The following is a 17,313-nucleotide window of genomic DNA, read 5'->3' on the forward strand; positions in this document are numbered from 1 at the left end:
CCTTTCCTTAAGCGCCGGCCACGGCGGCATCGTCGATATCTGCTGGTGCGGCTAGGTGGCCCAGGACTGCTGTCGCCGCGGCAACGGCCGGGGACACCAAGTGTGTACGGCCACCGGGGCCTTGGCGGCCCTCAAAGTTGCGGTTGCTTGTCGACGCCGACCTCTCCCCCGGCTTCAGCTGGTCCGGGTTCATACCCAGGCACATCGAGCAACCCGCGGTACGCCATTCAGCGCCGAAATCGGTGAAGATCTTGTCCAAGCCTTCCTCCTCAGCCTGCGCCTTGACCACGGCCGATGACGGGACCACCATCATGCGGGTATCAGCCGCGATACTGCGCCCCTTGACCACCTCGGCGGCGGCGCGCAGGTCCTCGATGCGAGCGTTCGTGCACGATCCCAGGAAGACAGTGTCGATCTGGATATCGCGCAACGGCGTGCCCGGCGTGAGGTCCATGTACGCCAGGGCCTTCTCGACTGCGGCCTTCTCGCCATCGTCCCCGCACTCCTCCGGGTCGGGCACCACAGCGCTCAGTGGCAGACCCTGGCCCGGGTTGGTGCCCCAGGTGACAAACGGGGTGAGGGCGGAGCCATCGATCTCGACGACGGTGTCGAATTCGGCGCCATCGTCGGTCGGCAGCGTCTTCCAGTATTCAACCGCGGCATCCCAGTCCTCGCCCTGCGGGGCAAACTCGCGGCCCTTGACGTACTCAAAGGTGGTCTCATCCGGAGCAACCATGCCAGCGCGGGCACCAGCCTCGATGGACATGTTGCAGATCGTCATGCGCGCTTCCATCGACATCTTGCGAATGGCCTCGCCGCGGTACTCGATAATGTGGCCCTGGCCGCCGCCGGTGCCAATCTTGGCGATGATAGCCAAGATCAAGTCCTTGGCGGAAACACCTTCCGCCAGCTCACCGCTAACCTCGATAGCCATCGTCTTGAAAGGCTTGAGCGAAAGCGTCTGAGTGGCCATGACGTGCTCAACCTCGGAGGTACCGATGCCCATGGCAATGGAGCCGAAGGCGCCGTGCGTCGAGGTGTGCGAGTCACCACACACAATGGTCATGCCGGGCTGGGTGATACCCAACTGCGGACCAACGGTGTGGACAATGCCCTGCTGGGCATCACCCATCGAATGCAGGCGTACGCCGAACTCCTCGCAGTTCTTGCGAAGGGTAGACACCTGTGTACGGGAAACTTCGTCCTTAATCTCCAGGAGATTTCCGGTCTTTATACCCACGGTGGGAACGTTGTGGTCCTCCGTGGCTAAGTGCAACTCAGGGTGCCGCATTGTCCGTCCAGCCAGGCGCAGACCGTCGAAGGCCTGCGGGCTGGTAACTTCATGCAAGAGTTGGAAGTCGATGTAGAGGAGATCAGGCTCGCCGTTCTCCCCCTTGCGCACGACATGGTCGCGCCATACCTTCTCTGCGAGTGTCAATTTCTCAGTCATGTTTCTCTCCACTTGAAATCTCAATTAATGGGACGTAGATTTCATTATATGGGAGAGTATAGCGCAGTATCAGGAATAAAGGTATTGGATCGCGCAGTTGCCATCATGATGGCCGCGACCAACCGCCCCTCCACGCTTAACGAGCTTTGTGAGACCACCGGCCTGCCCCGAGCAACCGCACACCGTCTCGCCACAGCACTCGAGGCACACCGGATCCTCACCCGCACACCCGACGGAAAGTGGGGTGCAGGCCCCGCCCTTCCCGGCAACCGCGATCGCATCATTGAAACCGCCGGGCCCATCATGGAAGAGCTCCTTGAGGCCACCGGTGAGTCCGTACAGCTCTATGAGCTATCTGGAACAACCCGCACGTGCATTGCTACACGCGAGCCGGAGATTGGCCTGCACAACGTCGTACCCGTCGGCCGCCAACTACCCCTTACTTCCGGCTCAGCCGCCCGCATCTTCGCAGCTTTTGCGGATGTACACGTTCCCGATGCCCTTTTTAGCGAGCACGACATCGAGCTCGCGCGCACCAACGGCTACTCCGAATCCATCGAGGAGCGCGAATCGAATCTCGCTTCCGTTTCCGCCCCCGTCTTCGACGCCGCCGGCAACTTTATCGCCGTGCTCTCCGTCTCCGGCTCCGCCGAACGATTCCGCCCCTCCCCAGCGGAGAAGTTCGCTGACGTGCTTGTCGACGCCTCCTCCCGCCTCACCGCCGCGCTATCCCACGACGCTCCGGGGAAAGCGGGACGCTAAAGCTCGCCTACGAATTCCCATCCGCCTAGATACCAGCCGTTTAAATACTTAGCCCGAAGTACATGGCTAGGCCACGCAACCCTTCCGGACCCGTGCTGCTCGTCGAAGACAGCGCCTCTCCCCTCTCCTGCACCATGCGCACTGGGTTTCCCGGCTCCCGGTTGGGGCGACGCGGCACCCAGCCTTGGTGCGGCAAGTGCGCCAGCTCGTCTGCTCGCGGCATGCGAGCATAGTTAGAGAAGGTTATGGTTTGCCCATCGCGGCTAGCCTGAGTGATCCCCTGGTAGATGCCCACCACACCCGGCTGCCCCGGCACGGAGACTGCTCCACCGCTGTCCCCTGGCGCCAACGCCACGTCCACAACGTAGTTCATTCCTGGGAAGAGCCCCGGGCCACGCACCGCGGTGCCACACTGGCGCTCGGTAGCCTGCCCGTCGAAGCACACCGTTGATCCCTCACTAGGCACGGGTGCCATTCCATCTCCGGTGAGCGGGTTTCCCGCAGAGTAGGTCCCACCGGCAAACTGGATATAAGCCAGGTCATGCCCCGCCGCACCCGAGGGCTTGAACCAGCGCAGCGTACCTACGTGCTGGCCTGCGTCGTTATACATCTGCTCGCCATTGAGACCGCAGTGCGCCGAGGTCCATGCCCGAGTGGCCTCAACATAGCCGATGCTGCACAGAGAACCATCGGAGGCGACAATCTTTTGGCCTTGGGTAACCGGCACGCCCTCGCCAGCCATTGCGGGGGCAGCAAACCCAATGGCCAGCGAGCACGCGCCCACGACAGAAGCCAGGCCAGACAGAAGGCGCGAAGAACGGTGCTGAAGAGACTTTTTCATCATTTCCCTACTCTAGCGCTTTTCACATATGAATCACCTTTCACTTCGTGCACAGCCATCAGGGTGGGGCACCCTCACCCACCCCCACTATTGAAAACATAGTGAAAATTCGCTTTACTGTAACTATCAGCTACTGAAAATGGAGTGAAAACCCCCGATTCTTTGAGGAGGAATCATGACCCACACCATCCACGACGAGCACACGCACACCCACGGCGAGGGCTGCGGCCACGTTGCCTTCCCGCACGACGATCACACTGACTACCTGCACGACGGTCACATCCACCGTGAGCACGAGGGCCACTGGGACGAGTGCGAGACGTCCGAGCACCACATTCACGAGGACCACGATCACGAGCACGGCGAGGGCTGCGGTCACGTCGCCATCCCGCACGGCGATCACGTGGACTACTTGCACGATGGCCACCGCCACGCAGCCCACGACGGTCACTGGGACTGCCACTAAGGCTCCTCGTGCTAGCACAGACTCGCTAGCACAGACTTTTGCTGCCCGCCTACTCGGTGTTCTGCACTGAGGGTTGGGCAGCTTTCCCCGTTTTCCCCCACCATATGGCTAGGCGGGCGTTAGTGTGGGGTCATGACTTCCCCGCAGACCCCTTCCTCCGCACGCCGATTCCTCACGGCATTGACCGCCGTAGCCGCCACGGGTCTACTCGCGGCTGGTTGCTCCTCCACCACCACCGAGACCGCCGCCCCAGACACGGCCCCGGCCACCTCTGAGGCAACAGAGCCATCATTCAAAAACACCTATCCGGCTTTCCAGCCGCTTAAAGACGACTCCCACGCCGAGGTGCCTGCAGGCCCCGAGCCCACCGTTCCCGGTGGCTCCGCTCCAGAAGGACAAGCAGGCGCCCAGCCGCAAGGCGCACAGCAGCAAGCTGCACAACAGCAGGCACCACAAACGACGCCTCCCCACCTTCAGGGAGTAGAGCCCGGACAGTACGTCATGCCACCTGGAAGCAGGAAAACCATTGAATCCGCGCGCATTGGTTCAATCAACCACATCCACGAGCAGCTGCCAGAGAAGCAGATCAATGGCGCAAAGGTCGATGTCTTCGGCACCCCTGCCACGGTATGCCAGACAGGTGATGGCTACAACGTCACCTACATCCTCGCAGGGCCGAATACCAGCTGCGACTTTGCCCGCTCAACTGCCGGCCACCTTATGGGGCTCACCATAAGCTCTTTGGAGGATCTACGCGGATACGTCCCACCACAAATCTCGGTCACCAGTCCGGTTACCCACCAATCCTACGACCTCGCATGTAAGACCGACGAGCGCGAGATCATCCGTTGTACCGGCGGTAACAACGCCGAAATCATGATCGTGTAGCACCCACGCTAAAGAAGTAAAGCGCTAAGCCACGTGCATGGCTTAGCGCTTTTCGTTGTACCCCGTACGGGATTTGAACCCGTGTTACCGGCGTGAGAGGCCGGCGTCCTAGGCCGCTAGACGAACGGGGCTCGCTTAGCTGTCCGTTGCGGACTTGCTAAACACTATAGGATCCCCAAAAGGTTGCACAAATCGGCACGTAGAAGCACCTTTTACACAGATAAAATCCCGAACCTCGTTGCCGCTTTCGGCTGCGATGGAAACATTGGCTCTCAAGGCCTGGGCGCGGATCGAATCAGTGGTTATTCCGCTGGCGTGCCGTGGGCTGCTGGGGCCGGAGCACTTGTTAGTCATCGCTAGAGGTTCGGGAGGACACGTGCGCTAACAGCATGTGGTGCAAGGCTCCTACTTCGCTCGAGTGTTGGCTTTAAGAAGTTGTGGATTATGGCGATGCCGCCTAGTACTATCTGCTAGAGTCGCGTCGGCGATAGTGATGATTTTCAGCTTCCGCCATCCGCTCTCCTTTCTGTCGGGAATGCGTTGTACCTGCAGTGTATGACCAGAAAAGGCATACCGGTAGGACTTAGACCAATTGAGCACTGGTTCACCCCCTGGTACTCCTGTGACTTTCCCGACTACCTCGCCGAAGTTCCTAGCCGGTATGGGGTAGAACCAGACCACTCAGATCGTGCGAGCAACCCACCCCTTTAGTTGCCGCTATTGCAACCGTTAGACTTGCACTAGATGCAAACAAGGGAGTCAGGTTATGAACGACGAACTCAAAGTCATTGACGAAGTTCAACAGCGCATCGCCTGGACGCAGAGCTGGTGGGCGGTAGCACTTGTAGCGCTCGGTATCGGCATCAGTCTTGCGCTAACCAAGCTGTCCTGGTGGTACACACTCGCACTCCTCATACCGACGTTCATTCTCGGTTTCCTCCTCAAGGACAAAATCGCGAACCCCTTCGTGCGGCTCGACCCCAACACGGGACCGAGAAACGATCGCGCCACGTGGTCACGCGTACTGCTCCCCGGCGCAATGATTTTCTCCACCACGCCGACGCCTGATACATGGCCATGGATGATCACCAGCGGGGTCATTGTTTCGGCAGCAACGGCTTGGATGCTCTACGAGAACCGCAACGCGGCCATAAAGGGCGCTAATGCCTAGTAAAGCATCCAACCAATCCCCTGAGCTGGACCCAGTTATCCACCCGATTAACCGCCTCAGAATCTGCGCTGCGCTCTACTCCGCCGGCGCCACCGCAGGCCGGCAAATGAGGTACAGCAAGCTCGCCGAGTTCACCGAGCTCCCCGCCGATACGCTGTCCAAACAGCTAAAGTACCTCGAGGATCACGGCTACATTAGCCGCACCCGAGAGTACGGTTCTACCCGCGCGAAGGACGCCGTGTGGGTCGCGCTCACGGAGGCGGGCGCACAGGCTTACGTGCAGCACGTGGAGGCGCTTAAAGCTATGACTGAGGGACTATAGACTGTGCAGCCACCGCGTGATGCGATCCCCCAGCTGTGGAAACTCGGTATAGCCGTCATCTTCAAGGAAATGTCCCGCGTCGTGGATGGTGATGGGCACGGCGGAGAGGGCGTCGGCAAGCTGCTGTGTGAGGGCGGGGTCTACTAGGACATCGTTGGTGGACACGAAGACCTCTGTGTGAGCGATGTGGGGCTTGACAGCAGGCACGTCGATGCGAGCCTGGCCAATGAACTCGTCAAGCTCTGGGATGACGCGAAGCTTCTCCACAAACCCAGAGACAATGAAGAGCCCAGGAAGCTCCCACTCGCCCTCCAAGGCCGTGAGATAGTGCAGCAGCGCGGTGCCGCCTAGGCTATGCGTGATGATGCAGGTATTAGCGTTTGGACGCCCAATATCGTTGCGTATCGCCTCTACCCACTCATCGAGCTTTGGAGCGTTCGGTTCCGGCAGCGCGATGGTTCGAACGGTGTGGCCATCGGCGGTCAACAGGCGCTCTAGCCACGGGAACCAGTGACTGTTTGGGCTGGCTTGGTATCCATGAACAATGTAGAAGTGCATGGTCGCCAATCATACGAAAAAAGAGTGGCAAGCTCATTGTGCTAGCCACTCTGTGGTGGTACCCCGTACGGGATTTGAACCCGTGTTACCGGCGTGAGAGGCCGGCGTCCTAGGCCGCTAGACGAACGGGGCTTAGAACTGTGACAACTTAATTTGACGCGAGTTACTGCGTTAAATCGCTATCACTGCTGACCTACCAGGACTCGAACCTAGAATGACGGTACCAGAAACCGTTGTGTTGCCAATTACACCATAGGCCATTATTGCTATGAACTAGCTCGGGGCTTTAACCCCTCGCTGCTCGCTGCAACGGTTTATAACTATATCCAGCACTACCGATACACACAAATCGCCAGGCCAGAAAGCATTTTCGGGGCGTTAGGAGTGACACCTAACGCCCCGAAATTACAGCTCTGTGAGACTGCCCAGGAGGACTACTCAGCGCTCCACGGCGCGAGCGCCTGCGCAGCCTTGAGTCGAGTCAGCGTGGACTCCTTGCCCAGCAACTCCATGGACTCAAACAGCGGCGGGGAGACCTGCTGACCAGAGATAGCTACACGCAGGGCACCGTAGGCCTTGCGGGGCTTGAGGCCGAGGTCGTCGATAAGCGCGGCGGAGAGAACCTTCTCAATCTCCTCCGTCTTCCACTCCCCGAGCTCCGCCAGCTTGGCAATGGAAACCTCCAGCGGCTGCACCGCATCTTCCTTGAGGTTCTTCCGGGCTGCCTTCTCATCCAGCTCCAGTTCGGCATCCTGCGTGGTCAGGAAGGACATGAGGCCATAGGCGTCAGACAGCGTCTTGATGCGGGTCTGCACCAGATCTGCAGCGAAAGCGAACTTCTCTTCCGGATAGTCGGCCGGGAAGTCGGTGTACTCAGTCAGGTAGTCGCGCAGGCGCTGCGCAAAGTCTGCCGGATCCAGCAAGCGAATGTGATCCGCATTGATGGCCTCGAGCTTCTTCTGGTCGAAGCGAGCAGGGTTACCCAACACGTCGTGGACATCGAAGTTGGCGATGAGCTCGTCGACGGAGAAGATGTCCTGGTCCGCAGACAGGGACCAACCCAACAGCGACAGGTAGTTGAGCATGCCCTCCGGGATAATGCCATTGTCGCGGTGGTTGAACAGGTTGGACTGCGGGTCACGCTTGGACAGCTTCTTGTTGCCCTCACCCATCACGAAGGGCAGGTGGCCAAACTCCGGAGTCTGCTTAGCAATCCCCAACTCACTGAGTGCCTCATAGAGGGCAAGCTGGCGCGGCGTGGAGGACAGCAGGTCCTCGCCACGCAGGACGTGGGTAACTCCCATAAGGGCATCGTCGACCGGGTTAACCAGCGTGTAGAGCGGCGCACCGTTCGAGCGTGCCACGACGTAGTCCGGCTGGGTCTCCGATTTGAAGGTCATCTCGCCGCGCACGAGGTCGGTCCAGGACCAATCCTTGTCCGGCATGCGCAGGCGCCACACCGGCTTGCGGCCTTCCGCCTCGAAGGCGTCAATCTGTTCCTGAGTGAGGTCGCGGTCAAAGTTGTCGTAGCCCAGCTGCGGGTCGCGGCCGGCCGCCTTGTGGCGCGCCTGGACCTCCTCGTTGGTGGAGTATGCCGGGTAGACATAGCCGCCATCCTTCAGCTTCTGCAGGACGTCGGCGTAGATGTCCATGCGCTGCGACTGGCGGTAAGGCTCGTCCGGGCCGCCAACGTTGACACCTTCGTCCCAGCCGAGGCCAAGCCAGTTCAGGGAGTCGATGATGGCCTGGTAGGACTCCTCGGAGTCACGGGCAGCATCAGTGTCTTCAATGCGGAAGATCAACGTACCGCCAGTGTGGCGGGCATAAGCCCAGTTGAACAGAGCTGTGCGGACCATGCCCACGTGGGGCGTGCCGGTAGGTGAAGGGCAAAAACGGACGCGGACGTCGGATGTTTTTTCAGTCATGCCCACCATCGTAGTTCAGCGCCGCATCGCCGCACCGCCCGCCCCACTTGGGGGTAGTTGAACCCCGTTTCCACTAAGGCTGAGCAGCACCTTTCCCCCACACTAAACGGTATTGGTTTCCATTACCTATAGTGAAAAATCTCGATCAAGAACTGAAGAAAGGTCTCCCATCGTGGTTCGTACCCGCTACGCGGCTCTGCTTACGTGCGCCGCACTCCTCGCCTCTCCCGCCACCGCCGTTGCCGGCCCCGACGACGGCAAGCACGTGGCCACCCAAACGCACATCGACTCCCCCAAGGCATTTTGGGAGGGTAATTCTCTCACCCTCAAGAGCCATTCCGCAGAAAGCAACCACGACCTTGCCGACACGGTCACCTGGGTGGGCAAAGGCTGGGACCAGAACGGAAGCAACCAATACCAGTTCACAGTCCCCGAGGACCCGGCACTTTCCTTCCTCGGAAAGGCTGGCACGACCTACTACATGGCACCTGCCCGCGTACAGGGCAGCCTGGACCCGGTATGGATGGGCTTCGGTGCGGACACCGAGCTGCCTGTCGATGATTTCCGCGACAACATCGCTTCTCTCGACCTCCTCAGCGTTGATGGCCCCGGCGAGGTAGAGATGTTTGGCTACTACCCCGGCCCCGGCGGCCTGCAGCGCTTCTTCGGAACCACCGAGGGTGCCCCGCATTCTGCCTGGCTAACGAGCGGCACGCACACCCACAACTACACCGTCTTCACCAAACCTGGGCGCTACCAGCTGACCTACCGCACTACCGCGCGCGACAAGGGCGGCAAGCTCATCGCTTCCGCACCGACCACCACCTCCATCCAGGTGGGCGGTCAGCGTCCGGCTGCCGATCCAACACCGTCACTCAAGGAGCGGTTCGACAAGGCCACCGCGGGAGATGCCAGCGCACAGGACTACCGGTTGACCATCGCTCCGAAGAAGTCCGGAGACAAGGACGGGGATGAGCGCCTCTCCTCCATCGACTTCACCGGCGGCAGCAACGGCACGCTCACGCTGCTGATCGACGGCTACTTCCTCACCGATCTGCCCGTGAAAGACGGTCGAGCACACTTCGATGAGTTCCTAGGCCCAGAGTCCTCAACGATCCAGGCTGTCTACACCCCTGAGGACGGTAGCCCTCGCTGGATCACCGAGGAGCTCGCCTACTCCGAGAACGCAGAGCTTTCCACCACCTCGAAGAAGTCTGCGGAGTCCTGGGCAGAGACCACCAACCCCCGCCAGCTCTCCTCCGAGCAAGAGGTCTCGGTATCTAACCCGGAGCTGTCCGCGCGGGCCGTTCCGGAGGGCAAGGACGCAACGCGCATCATCGTGGAGGCCGCCGATAAGAAGCTCGAAGGCTACGTCCACGGTGGCTTCTTCAGCAAGGGCAGCGAGCTTCCCGACGTGGAATTCGACGGGGTCATCAGCCACGGCCGCGCGGAGTTTGTGGTCGGCGCAGACGCAAGCTTCAACGGCAATACCGTGCGCCTGGATATCCTCCCGCACCCGAGCATCAAGCAAGATTCCGGAAGCATCACGCTCACCGAGAACTTCTCCTTTGGGCAGAAATACGAGGGCCGCGGCGCACTCGGCACAACCTCCAAGGCCCCTTCCACCAGCCCGGACAACAACACCAAGCCAGAGGCAGGAAAGTACACCGGTACGTGCGTTGACAAGGCGGTGCTCGACCATGGCCACGTCGATATCGCTGTCACTCGTGACGGCGATAAGTTCCGCACCCGGCTCAAGGATGAGACGGCCATCGTAGACAAGAAGACCGTCGAGCGCCCGCTTGATGACGTTGTCCTCGCCATCCACAACAACGCCCTGCGCCCCCGCCCGGAGGCGCTCAAGGGCAAAGACTTCGACTACCTGGGCGAGGATAAGTTCTTCCTGCTCCCCCAAACCCAAGAGCAGAGCATCATCTGGCCGGGTTATAACACCCAGGCGCTTGACTACCAGGACTACAAAGACGGCACGGTCACCCTCAACATCAAGCCCGTTGAGATGCCCGACGGCGCACAGGTGGGCCTGTTCACCACCGAAGGGTTGGGCAAGGGCTTTACTCCCTTGATCAACTCCGCCGAAGGTGACTACTCCATTGAGACCACCTTCGCCTCCCACACCCACACCAACTGGGCGTTTACGAAGCCGGGCATGTACAAGCTCGAGGTCAGCTACTCGGCCACCACTACAGACGGCAAGGAGATCACCTCTGAACCGCAGACGCTCACCGTGGCCGCCGGCGACGCCGCGATCAAGGACTGCGTGAGCGCGAAGGACGGTAACGAGGGCGGAAACAAGGGCGGAAACAAGGGCGAGGGCAACGACAAGCCCGGCAGCACCAAGCCGAACGACAACAAATCCAGCGGCGAGAAGAACATGAAATCTTCTATGCCCAAACTCGAGGGTTTGTGGGGCCTCGTGCTTCCCGTTGTCTTGGCCATCGTGTTCCAAGGTTTCCTCAACTTCTACAACAACCACCGCGGCCAGATTGAGTCTCGCCTCAACGGCTTGCTTCATCGCTAGAAAGGACACCGCGTGCACCGCACCACAGAACTGCACAGAGTCACTGCTGCCCTCTGCGCCATCGCCGTGGCGCTGGCAGTTGTCTTCACGGGCCATCCGGCCCCGGCCCGCGCCGATGGCGAGGTTTTCGACACCGGGCACGTTGACGCCTTCTATGTCTCCGCACCCGGCGGTGAGCTCACCTTGTCAATGAAGGAAGACATCACCGGTAGCGGTGTCGTCCGCCCGGGCAACGATGTCACCCTCAAAGTGGCCGAGGAGGCCTGGAGCAAGGCCACCGAGGGCATCGATGGAATTGGCGTACCGACGTATTACCTCCCCCAGACCCAGGACAGTTCGCTGCTCTGGCCGGGATGGGATACCCAGTCTGCACAATCGGCTGGCTACACCGACATCAACTTCGAGTTCGTTGAGGTCACCGGCCCCGGTGATATCTTCGTCTTCGAAACGGCAGGCTTCGGAGATATCCAGCCTGTCACCGACGCCGGCGCGCTGGACCTGGTGTCCGGGGATGTCATCAACCAGGCCTACCCGGCACACCGACACGTCAACTGGGCTTTTAGCGAGCCCGGTATCTACACCATGACGGTGCAGGCAGAATCCAACGGGGACACGAGTAACCAGGTCACCTATACCTGGGACGTCGGTGACGCAGAAGCCACGCCTCGGGAGGAAGAAACGGTTACGGACCACGGTGCTGAGAGCCCTGCTGAGCTCGACGACGCCGCCCTGGGCGGGGCCTCTTCCGACGAACCTGCTTCTTCTAACTCAGGCTCCCGCTCTGGGGGCGGAAGCTCCGGAGGCGCTACCCGCGGTGCGACGTCGGCTGCGGGAACTAAGAACGCGGAACGAAAGGCACAGGACAAGGAGCGAAACGACCTCTCAGAGCGCAAGGAAAGGAAGGAGCGCAAGCCTGCCCGCGCAGTCGACAAAACCACGCCAGCCGCGGAGAACGTGGACACGGTCGCTGCAGCAGGCTATTACGACAGCGGGCAAAACCTGCTGCCGTGGGGTATCGGAATCTTGGGCCTCGGCATGCTCGTGCTTGGCCTGGCCCTAGCACGTCTCGCACTCATGAAGGGCCGCGACTAATGCCGCACGGAGTACGCACCCGGACGCCCCACATCGCGCTGCTCTCGGCGGTGCTTATTGGCGCGTCCACGCTCAGTGGTTGCGCGAGCACCGCCAGTGGGGACGATGCGAAGCTCAAGGTGGTGGCGACGACGCCGATTCTGGGGGACGTCGCCAAGCACGTGGCCGGGGACGACGCTGCGGTGACCACGTTGATTCCTGCGGGCAAGGACCCACACACCTTTGAGCCGAGCTTGCGCTCGGTGCGGGATGTCGCAAACGCGGATGTGCTGCTGGCCAATGGGTTTCTCCTCGAGCCGCAGAACCTGTTGAAGACGCTGCGGGAATCATCGGATGTTCCGGTCACCGAGGTAGCGGACCAAGCGTCCACGCGCGGGGCCCGTCTCGTGCCGCTGGTGGAAAACGTTGCCCTCGATGCCGTCTGGCTGGGGTTGCGTGTGCGCAATGCCCCGCCGGGTACCACGAGCGTAACCATGAGCCTGCTCGATGCCGAGGGGCCAGGCGATGTTGCGGCTTACGTCGTATCCACGTTTGGTACGCCCGAAGCACTCTTTAACACGGCTGATGGTCTGGACGAACGCGACGATTCCACGACGCTGCCGGCCAACGCCCACACGCACGTCTCGTGGGCCTTCACCAAGCCGGGCATATACCGTCTCACTTTTGGCGCAACGGATAGCTCCCCGCAGGAATTCACGGTGGCCGTGGGCGTACAGCCACCTGATGGAATGACCTCCCTGGATTCGGGACACGTAGATATCACCGCGGACTTGTCCACGGGCGAGCTCGATTTGGAGGATCAAGGCGAAGGTTTCGACCCGCGCACCACGGCGTTGAGCATTCCCAACTCCACCCTGCAGCAGATTCCGCCGGATCCTGCGTACCGCTTCCTAGGGCGCCCAGGTGACGAGACCTACCTGCTGCCGCAGGCGGTCCTGGGCAAGCACATCCACGGTGAGGTTGACCCGCACCTGTGGCACAACGCGGCCAACGGCATCAGCTATGCCGAGGTCATCGCCGAGCAGCTGGCCGTGGCGGATCCGTCCCACGGCGCGGACTATCGGGAGCGCGCTCAGGACTACATCGAGCAGTTGCACGACGCGGACGCGGAGGTGCGGCGGCTCATCGAAGACATCCCGGAGCGCAACCGGCACTTGGTCACACCTCATCACGGCTATGCCTACCTGGAACAAGGTTATGGCCTTGATATTGCGGGATTCGTCACTCCCAACCCGGCCATCGAGCCTTCACCGCGGGACGTCATCGCCCTGCGCCGCACGTTGGAGAATCTCCGCCTGCCCGCGGTCTTCGTCGAACCTACTCAACAGGCCAGCGCCGATGTCATCCGTGAGGCTGCCGAATCCCTTGGGATCGCGGTCTGCCCCATCTACGGCGACACTCTCGATGACACCGTCCCCACGTATCTCGACCTGTTGCGATTCAACGCACACTCACTCAACCGCTGCTTAGGCAGCACCACGAAGGAAACTCATGTCTAATCGCACCATCCACACACTAGGCACGTCCCTGGCGGCAACACTGACCGCTGCGGCGCTGGCTTTCGCACCGGTGACCGCGTGGGCCGGTGATCTGGCCCAGGTCGTGAGCGCCGATGAAGAGGTCGCCGCACCTGGGACAGAGGCCACCATCGACCACGGTCACGTGGACCTCGGGCTACTGCTTGTCGACGGGCAAGCCCAGTTCCTCGCCCGCGACGATTCAGCAGCCACGCCGGTGTGGCGTGATCCTGCTGACGTAGTCTTCGACGTCGGCGACAATGCCCAACTCACCCTTCCGGAGGACAAAGCCTTTTCCTTTGTCGGCGCCGAGCCCGGATCGCAGGTGTGGGTCGTTCCCCAAACAGAGCAAGCCGACGTGCCGTGGCTGGGCTGGAATACCCAGGCGCCCTCGCTAACGGACAACGTTGACCGCGGCCTCACCATGGAGTTCTTAGGCCACCAAGGGCCGGGCGAGTTCTCGCTGTTCCTGCAAAACGGTGGCTTCGAAGAACCGCAGCTGCTGTGGTCCACCGCGACTGGGGCCACGGACGGTTTCTGGGTGGACCTGGGCACGCACACGCACGCTAACTGGGTATTTAGCGAGCCCGGCATCCACCAGGTTCGGGTGCGCATGAGCGGGCAAGGCGCGGGCGAGAGCGCCGGGAGCGATGTCGCTGCCGAGGCCACGTTGACCTTTGCTGTCGGTGCAGGCACCGACGTCGCGCAGGCACACGCCGCGCAGTGGGATCCGAGCGCCGAGTCCTCTGATGCCTCGGCGGGCGCCGCGGTGCCGGTGTGGGTCTGGGCACTCGCCGGTGCGGGCCTACTCGTCCTCGTCGGGGCTGTGTTCGCAGTGCTACGCGCGAAAGGCGGGCGCCGTGGCTAATCCCTTCATCTCAATCAACGACCTGGCAGTATCGCTTTCTGGCCGCCAGGTCATCGACGGCGCATGCTTCGACGTCAACCCCGGCGAGTTTATTGGGCTTCTCGGGCCGAACGGAGCCGGTAAGACCACGCTGATGCGCGCCGTCCTGGGGCTGGTCCCCTTCACCGGCACCATCGACGTCACCACCTCGTTGGGATACGTCCCGCAGCGTCACGACGTGGAGTGGGACTTCCCCATCAGCGTGGCCAAGGCGGTGCTCAGCGGGCGCACGGGAATGGTGGGCTGGTTCCGGCGGCCGGGCCGGGCTGACAAGGAGGCTGCCCGCCGCGCCATCGAGTTGACCAATTTGGAAGAGTTCGCCCAGCGACCCATCGCGCAGCTGTCCGGCGGCCAACGCCAGCGCGTCCTCATCGCCCGCGCTCTGGCCTGCGAGCCCGAGGTGCTGCTTCTCGACGAACCCTTCACCGGACTCGACGCTCCCAACACCGAGGAGCTACTGACTCTTTTCCAGAAACTCACCGACCAGGGAAGCAGCGTGGTCATGTCCACGCACAATCTCTCCGAGGCCGCGCATTCCTGTTCGCGCCTGGTGCTCTTTAACCGGGGGATCGTCGCGGACGGGCCCGCTGAGGATCTGCGCCTGACCCCGCAGCCGTGGAGCGAAACCTTCGGGGTATCGGCCTCCTCACCGCTGCTCTCTGCGATTGGGGTGGCGGCATGATCGACATTTCGCTTGTTGAGTTCTTCCAGGACCTGGCCAACCCGCACCTGGACTTTTTGGCCCGCGCGGTCGGCATCTCCATCCTCGCTGCAATCGTGTGCGGGGTGGTGGGGTGCTACGTCGTGCTGCGCGGCATGGCCTTTATCGGCGATGCTGTCTCCCACGCGGTGTTCCCGGGTCTGGCTATCGCTTTCGTGCTCCAGGGCTCAGTACTGCTCGGCGGCGCCGTGGCGGGCTGCACCGTCGCCGTGCTCATCGCGTGCTTCTCCCAGCGCCGCACGGTCCGCGAGGACTCGGTCATCGGTATCTTCTTCGCCGCATCCTTTGCGCTCGGCATGGTCATTATCTCCCGAGTGGAGGGCTATACGGCCTCGCTCACGAGCTTCCTCTTCGGATCGCTGACGGGTGTCTCCCGTGCAGATCTCTACACGGCGTTCACCGTCACGGTGCTCATCGTTGGGGCCGTGGTCTTGCTCGGCCCCCAGCTCACCGCCACGTGCTTGGACAAAGAAACTGCCCGCGCGATGGGACTGCCCGTCTTTGCTCTGGACATCGTGCTCTACCTCTGCGTGACCGGCGCGGTGGTCATCTCTGTGGGCACCATCGGCAACGTCCTCGTGCTCGCCCTACTCATTACCCCAGCGGCCACGGCGCGGCTTCTCTGTGACTCGCTGGGGTCGATGATGATCGCTTCCGCGGCCATCGGTTCGCTCGGCAGCTTCTTCGGCATCTATCTGGCGTGGGCCATCGATCTTCCCGCTGGGGCGACCATTGTGCTGCTGCTTACTGCTTGCTTCCTCGCGGCGTGGGCGCTGTCCCCTCTTCTGCATTCTCGTCGTGCCACGGCGTCCTCCCCGCACCCATCTGAATCAAAGGAGTCCCTGTCCGCATGAATATCCGTCCCCTAACCTTGACCGCTGCCGCCGCTATCGCCCTGAGCTCGCCGACGATGATTGCTTCTGCAGCGCCCGCTGTTGCCGCGGAGCGCGCAGCCGAGTCCTCCTGCGATGCCAGCTCCCTGCATGCCTTTAGCCGCGGACACCAAGATCTCGCGCTGGTGGGAGATTCTGGCAACATCTCCTTCATCGCCCGCGACGATGAGTCCGGCAAGGACTACGATTCCGGCGAGTTCTACGTGGAGGTCGGCAGCAATGCCGCCTTCGATGAGTCAGCCGGAAGCGATATCCCGTCGAGTGGTTGGCAGATCCCCCAAACCCAAGACCCGGCAATCCCCTGGCTTGGTTTCAACACCAGCTACCTCGACCCGGCAACGGCCGAGGGCGCTACCCTGTCGCTAACGCTGCACAGCGCACCGGAAGGCGGACGTATGGTGGGATTCCAAAACTCCCTGGGCGCAGCGCCCACCGTCCTCTTTGATTCGGAAGACCCAGACATCACCTGGAACTACCCCGATCACTTCCACAGCCACACCGGGATCATTTTCACCGAGCCAGGCGCCTATGCCGCAACCTTCACGTTTACGCTCAACGATGGCTCGGAGCATTCCATCGACGTTCCTTTCCTCGTAGGTGAAGCGGAGCCCGACGAGGTGTGTCAACTGGATTGGGGTGCCGGGGCTGGGCAGGGCTCTGGTTCTGGCAGCGCGAAGAACCGCCCGCAGCAGTTGGCCAAGGAGATCAACGACACCTCTAAGTCCATCGCTCAGTTAGACAAGACGATGGATAAAACCTTCAAGGAGGCCGAGGCCGTCCTCAACGGCGCGCAGCCCTCCACGTCCAGAGACGCCAAAGACTCGAAGCAGTCTGAGCGCTCCGCGCGAAGCACCGAAAAGAAGCCGGCCGCAGATGCTTCTGAAAGAAGCCAACGTCCTGAGACGCAGGGCCAGCGCGCCCCACAGAACGGATCATCCCACACTGTGGAACAACAGAGAGATTCCACACATCGGAACACCTCGAACGGGCGCTCTGCTACTCGCGCGAAAGAGTCCGGGAGTACCGCGGCGCCCAAGAAGGAACGAAGCACCAAGCATACCGCCGCGGCGCAGCGCCCCGCCCCAAGCACGGAGGAACAGCAGGCTGGAAGCGCAAACATCCAGGCTATGAGCTATGGCGCACCGATGGCCGGCTTCTGGGCGGGCTTCCTTGCGGGCATGGGTTCCCTTGCGCTTCTCCTCGGTATCGGGCTGTTCATCGCTGTGCAGTTCTTCCGCCCGCGCAACCGCGACTAGTCCCC

At 61.6% G+C, this 17,313-nt stretch carries 16 protein-coding genes and 3 tRNA genes; 12 read left to right on the top strand and 7 right to left on the bottom strand.

Annotated features, from left to right (window positions below):
* Positions 1 to 7: 7 nt before the first annotated feature.
* Positions 8 to 1,450, bottom strand: a complete 1,443-nt coding sequence (gene leuC, locus QKE52_RS03175) for a 3-isopropylmalate dehydratase large subunit (protein WP_347948110.1) — start codon at positions 1,448 to 1,450, stop codon at positions 8 to 10.
* 48 nt (positions 1,451 to 1,498) lie between these two features.
* Between leuC and QKE52_RS03180 the strand changes: the two genes are divergently transcribed.
* Positions 1,499 to 2,212, top strand: a complete 714-nt coding sequence (locus tag QKE52_RS03180; protein WP_046649067.1) for an IclR family transcriptional regulator — start codon at positions 1,499 to 1,501, stop codon at positions 2,210 to 2,212.
* 40 nt (positions 2,213 to 2,252) lie between these two features.
* On the opposite strand, the gene QKE52_RS03185 is transcribed toward QKE52_RS03180, so the two are convergent.
* Positions 2,253 to 3,056: a hypothetical protein gene (locus QKE52_RS03185; protein WP_046649066.1), complete on the bottom strand. Its 804-nt coding sequence runs from the start codon at positions 3,054 to 3,056 to the stop codon at positions 2,253 to 2,255.
* A 172-nt stretch (positions 3,057 to 3,228) separates the two neighbouring features.
* Between QKE52_RS03185 and QKE52_RS03190 the strand changes: the two genes are divergently transcribed.
* Together QKE52_RS03190 and QKE52_RS03195 are read left to right on the top strand one after the other, a co-directional pair.
* The gene (locus QKE52_RS03190) at positions 3,229 to 3,519 is read left to right on the top strand and encodes a hypothetical protein (protein ID WP_070681158.1); all 291 of its coding nucleotides are present in this window, start codon (positions 3,229 to 3,231) and stop codon (positions 3,517 to 3,519) included.
* Between the two features lie 132 nt (positions 3,520 to 3,651).
* Entirely contained in the window at positions 3,652 to 4,407 is a 756-nt protein-coding gene (locus tag QKE52_RS03195) for a hypothetical protein (protein WP_070511677.1), read from the top strand.
* 58 nt (positions 4,408 to 4,465) lie between these two features.
* Here QKE52_RS03195 and QKE52_RS03200 read toward each other — a convergent pair.
* Positions 4,466 to 4,538 (bottom strand) — tRNA-Glu (locus tag QKE52_RS03200).
* 635 nt (positions 4,539 to 5,173) lie between these two features.
* Between QKE52_RS03200 and QKE52_RS03205 the strand changes: the two genes are divergently transcribed.
* Both QKE52_RS03205 and QKE52_RS03210 read left to right on the top strand, forming a co-directional pair.
* Entirely contained in the window at positions 5,174 to 5,578 is a 405-nt protein-coding gene (locus tag QKE52_RS03205) for a hypothetical protein (RefSeq protein ID WP_347948111.1), read from the top strand.
* On the top strand, positions 5,571 to 5,900 hold the full coding sequence (locus tag QKE52_RS03210) for a transcriptional regulator (RefSeq protein ID WP_347948112.1): 330 nt from the start codon (positions 5,571 to 5,573) through the stop codon (positions 5,898 to 5,900). Before QKE52_RS03205 ends, QKE52_RS03210 begins: the two co-directional genes overlap by 8 nt.
* Here QKE52_RS03210 and QKE52_RS03215 read toward each other — a convergent pair.
* The 4 genes from QKE52_RS03215 to gltX form a co-directional block, all read right to left on the bottom strand.
* Positions 5,895 to 6,458 carry an alpha/beta hydrolase gene (locus tag QKE52_RS03215; RefSeq protein WP_347948114.1) on the bottom strand — a complete coding sequence of 188 codons (564 nt, stop codon included), beginning with the start codon at positions 6,456 to 6,458 and terminating at the stop codon, positions 5,895 to 5,897. The two genes, QKE52_RS03210 and QKE52_RS03215, sit on opposite strands and share 6 nt — an antisense overlap.
* Before the next feature lie 56 nt (positions 6,459 to 6,514).
* A tRNA-Glu gene (locus QKE52_RS03220) sits at positions 6,515 to 6,590 on the bottom strand.
* A gap of 56 nt (positions 6,591 to 6,646) precedes the next feature.
* A tRNA-Gln gene (locus tag QKE52_RS03225) sits at positions 6,647 to 6,718 on the bottom strand.
* A 174-nt stretch (positions 6,719 to 6,892) separates the two neighbouring features.
* Complete coding sequence (gene gltX, locus QKE52_RS03230; RefSeq protein WP_347948115.1) at positions 6,893 to 8,392, bottom strand: glutamate--tRNA ligase; 1,500 nt, start codon at positions 8,390 to 8,392, stop codon at positions 6,893 to 6,895.
* A gap of 163 nt (positions 8,393 to 8,555) precedes the next feature.
* On the opposite strand from gltX, the gene QKE52_RS03235 reads away from it, so the two are divergent.
* Genes QKE52_RS03235 through QKE52_RS03265 form a run of 7 tightly spaced genes read left to right on the top strand, consistent with a single transcriptional unit; the run spans position 8,556 to position 17,308 of the window.
* Positions 8,556 to 10,922 (top strand): choice-of-anchor M domain-containing protein, encoded by a 2,367-nt coding sequence (locus QKE52_RS03235; protein WP_347948116.1) that lies wholly within the window; start codon positions 8,556 to 8,558, stop codon positions 10,920 to 10,922.
* A gap of 12 nt (positions 10,923 to 10,934) precedes the next feature.
* A complete protein-coding gene (locus tag QKE52_RS03240; protein WP_347948117.1) occupies positions 10,935 to 12,014 on the top strand; it encodes a choice-of-anchor M domain-containing protein in 1,080 nt (359 codons plus the stop codon).
* Positions 12,014 to 13,513: an anchored repeat ABC transporter, substrate-binding protein gene (locus QKE52_RS03245; RefSeq protein ID WP_347948118.1), complete on the top strand. Its 1,500-nt coding sequence runs from the start codon at positions 12,014 to 12,016 to the stop codon at positions 13,511 to 13,513. Before QKE52_RS03240 ends, QKE52_RS03245 begins: the two co-directional genes overlap by 1 nt.
* Positions 13,506 to 14,399, top strand: coding sequence for a choice-of-anchor M domain-containing protein (locus QKE52_RS03250; protein ID WP_102233874.1), 894 nt, complete (start codon positions 13,506 to 13,508; stop codon positions 14,397 to 14,399). Before QKE52_RS03245 ends, QKE52_RS03250 begins: the two co-directional genes overlap by 8 nt.
* Positions 14,392 to 15,120, top strand: a complete 729-nt coding sequence (locus QKE52_RS03255) for an anchored repeat-type ABC transporter ATP-binding subunit (RefSeq protein ID WP_046648114.1) — start codon at positions 14,392 to 14,394, stop codon at positions 15,118 to 15,120. The genes QKE52_RS03250 and QKE52_RS03255 overlap by 8 nt, the downstream gene beginning before the upstream one ends.
* On the top strand, positions 15,117 to 16,013 hold the full coding sequence (locus QKE52_RS03260) for an anchored repeat-type ABC transporter permease subunit (protein ID WP_049156511.1): 897 nt from the start codon (positions 15,117 to 15,119) through the stop codon (positions 16,011 to 16,013). The genes QKE52_RS03255 and QKE52_RS03260 overlap by 4 nt, the downstream gene beginning before the upstream one ends.
* Entirely contained in the window at positions 16,010 to 17,308 is a 1,299-nt protein-coding gene (locus QKE52_RS03265) for a choice-of-anchor M domain-containing protein (RefSeq protein ID WP_347948119.1), read from the top strand. Before QKE52_RS03260 ends, QKE52_RS03265 begins: the two co-directional genes overlap by 4 nt.
* The last annotated feature ends 5 nt before the right edge of the window (positions 17,309 to 17,313 follow it).

This window comes from Corynebacterium sp. c25Ua_47 (assembly GCF_039907205.1).
Lineage (GTDB): Bacteria > Actinomycetota > Actinomycetes > Mycobacteriales > Mycobacteriaceae > Corynebacterium > Corynebacterium hiratae.

Coding starts and splice junctions, on each gene's coding strand:
- QKE52_RS03260 (WP_049156511.1), top strand. CDS start 15,117: ATGATCGACATTTCGCTTGTTGAGTTCTTCCAGGACCTGGCCAACCCG.
- QKE52_RS03210 (WP_347948112.1), top strand. CDS start 5,571: ATGCCTAGTAAAGCATCCAACCAATCCCCTGAGCTGGACCCAGTTATC.
- QKE52_RS03180 (WP_046649067.1), top strand. CDS start 1,499: ATGGGAGAGTATAGCGCAGTATCAGGAATAAAGGTATTGGATCGCGCA.
- QKE52_RS03215 (WP_347948114.1), bottom strand. CDS start 6,458: ATGCACTTCTACATTGTTCATGGATACCAAGCCAGCCCAAACAGTCAC.
- QKE52_RS03250 (WP_102233874.1), top strand. CDS start 13,506: ATGTCTAATCGCACCATCCACACACTAGGCACGTCCCTGGCGGCAACA.
- QKE52_RS03185 (WP_046649066.1), bottom strand. CDS start 3,056: ATGATGAAAAAGTCTCTTCAGCACCGTTCTTCGCGCCTTCTGTCTGGC.
- QKE52_RS03190 (WP_070681158.1), top strand. CDS start 3,229: ATGACCCACACCATCCACGACGAGCACACGCACACCCACGGCGAGGGC.
- QKE52_RS03195 (WP_070511677.1), top strand. CDS start 3,652: ATGACTTCCCCGCAGACCCCTTCCTCCGCACGCCGATTCCTCACGGCA.
- QKE52_RS03245 (WP_347948118.1), top strand. CDS start 12,014: ATGCCGCACGGAGTACGCACCCGGACGCCCCACATCGCGCTGCTCTCG.
- leuC (WP_347948110.1), bottom strand. CDS start 1,450: ATGACTGAGAAATTGACACTCGCAGAGAAGGTATGGCGCGACCATGTC.
- QKE52_RS03205 (WP_347948111.1), top strand. CDS start 5,174: ATGAACGACGAACTCAAAGTCATTGACGAAGTTCAACAGCGCATCGCC.
- gltX (WP_347948115.1), bottom strand. CDS start 8,392: ATGGTGGGCATGACTGAAAAAACATCCGACGTCCGCGTCCGTTTTTGC.
- QKE52_RS03265 (WP_347948119.1), top strand. CDS start 16,010: ATGAATATCCGTCCCCTAACCTTGACCGCTGCCGCCGCTATCGCCCTG.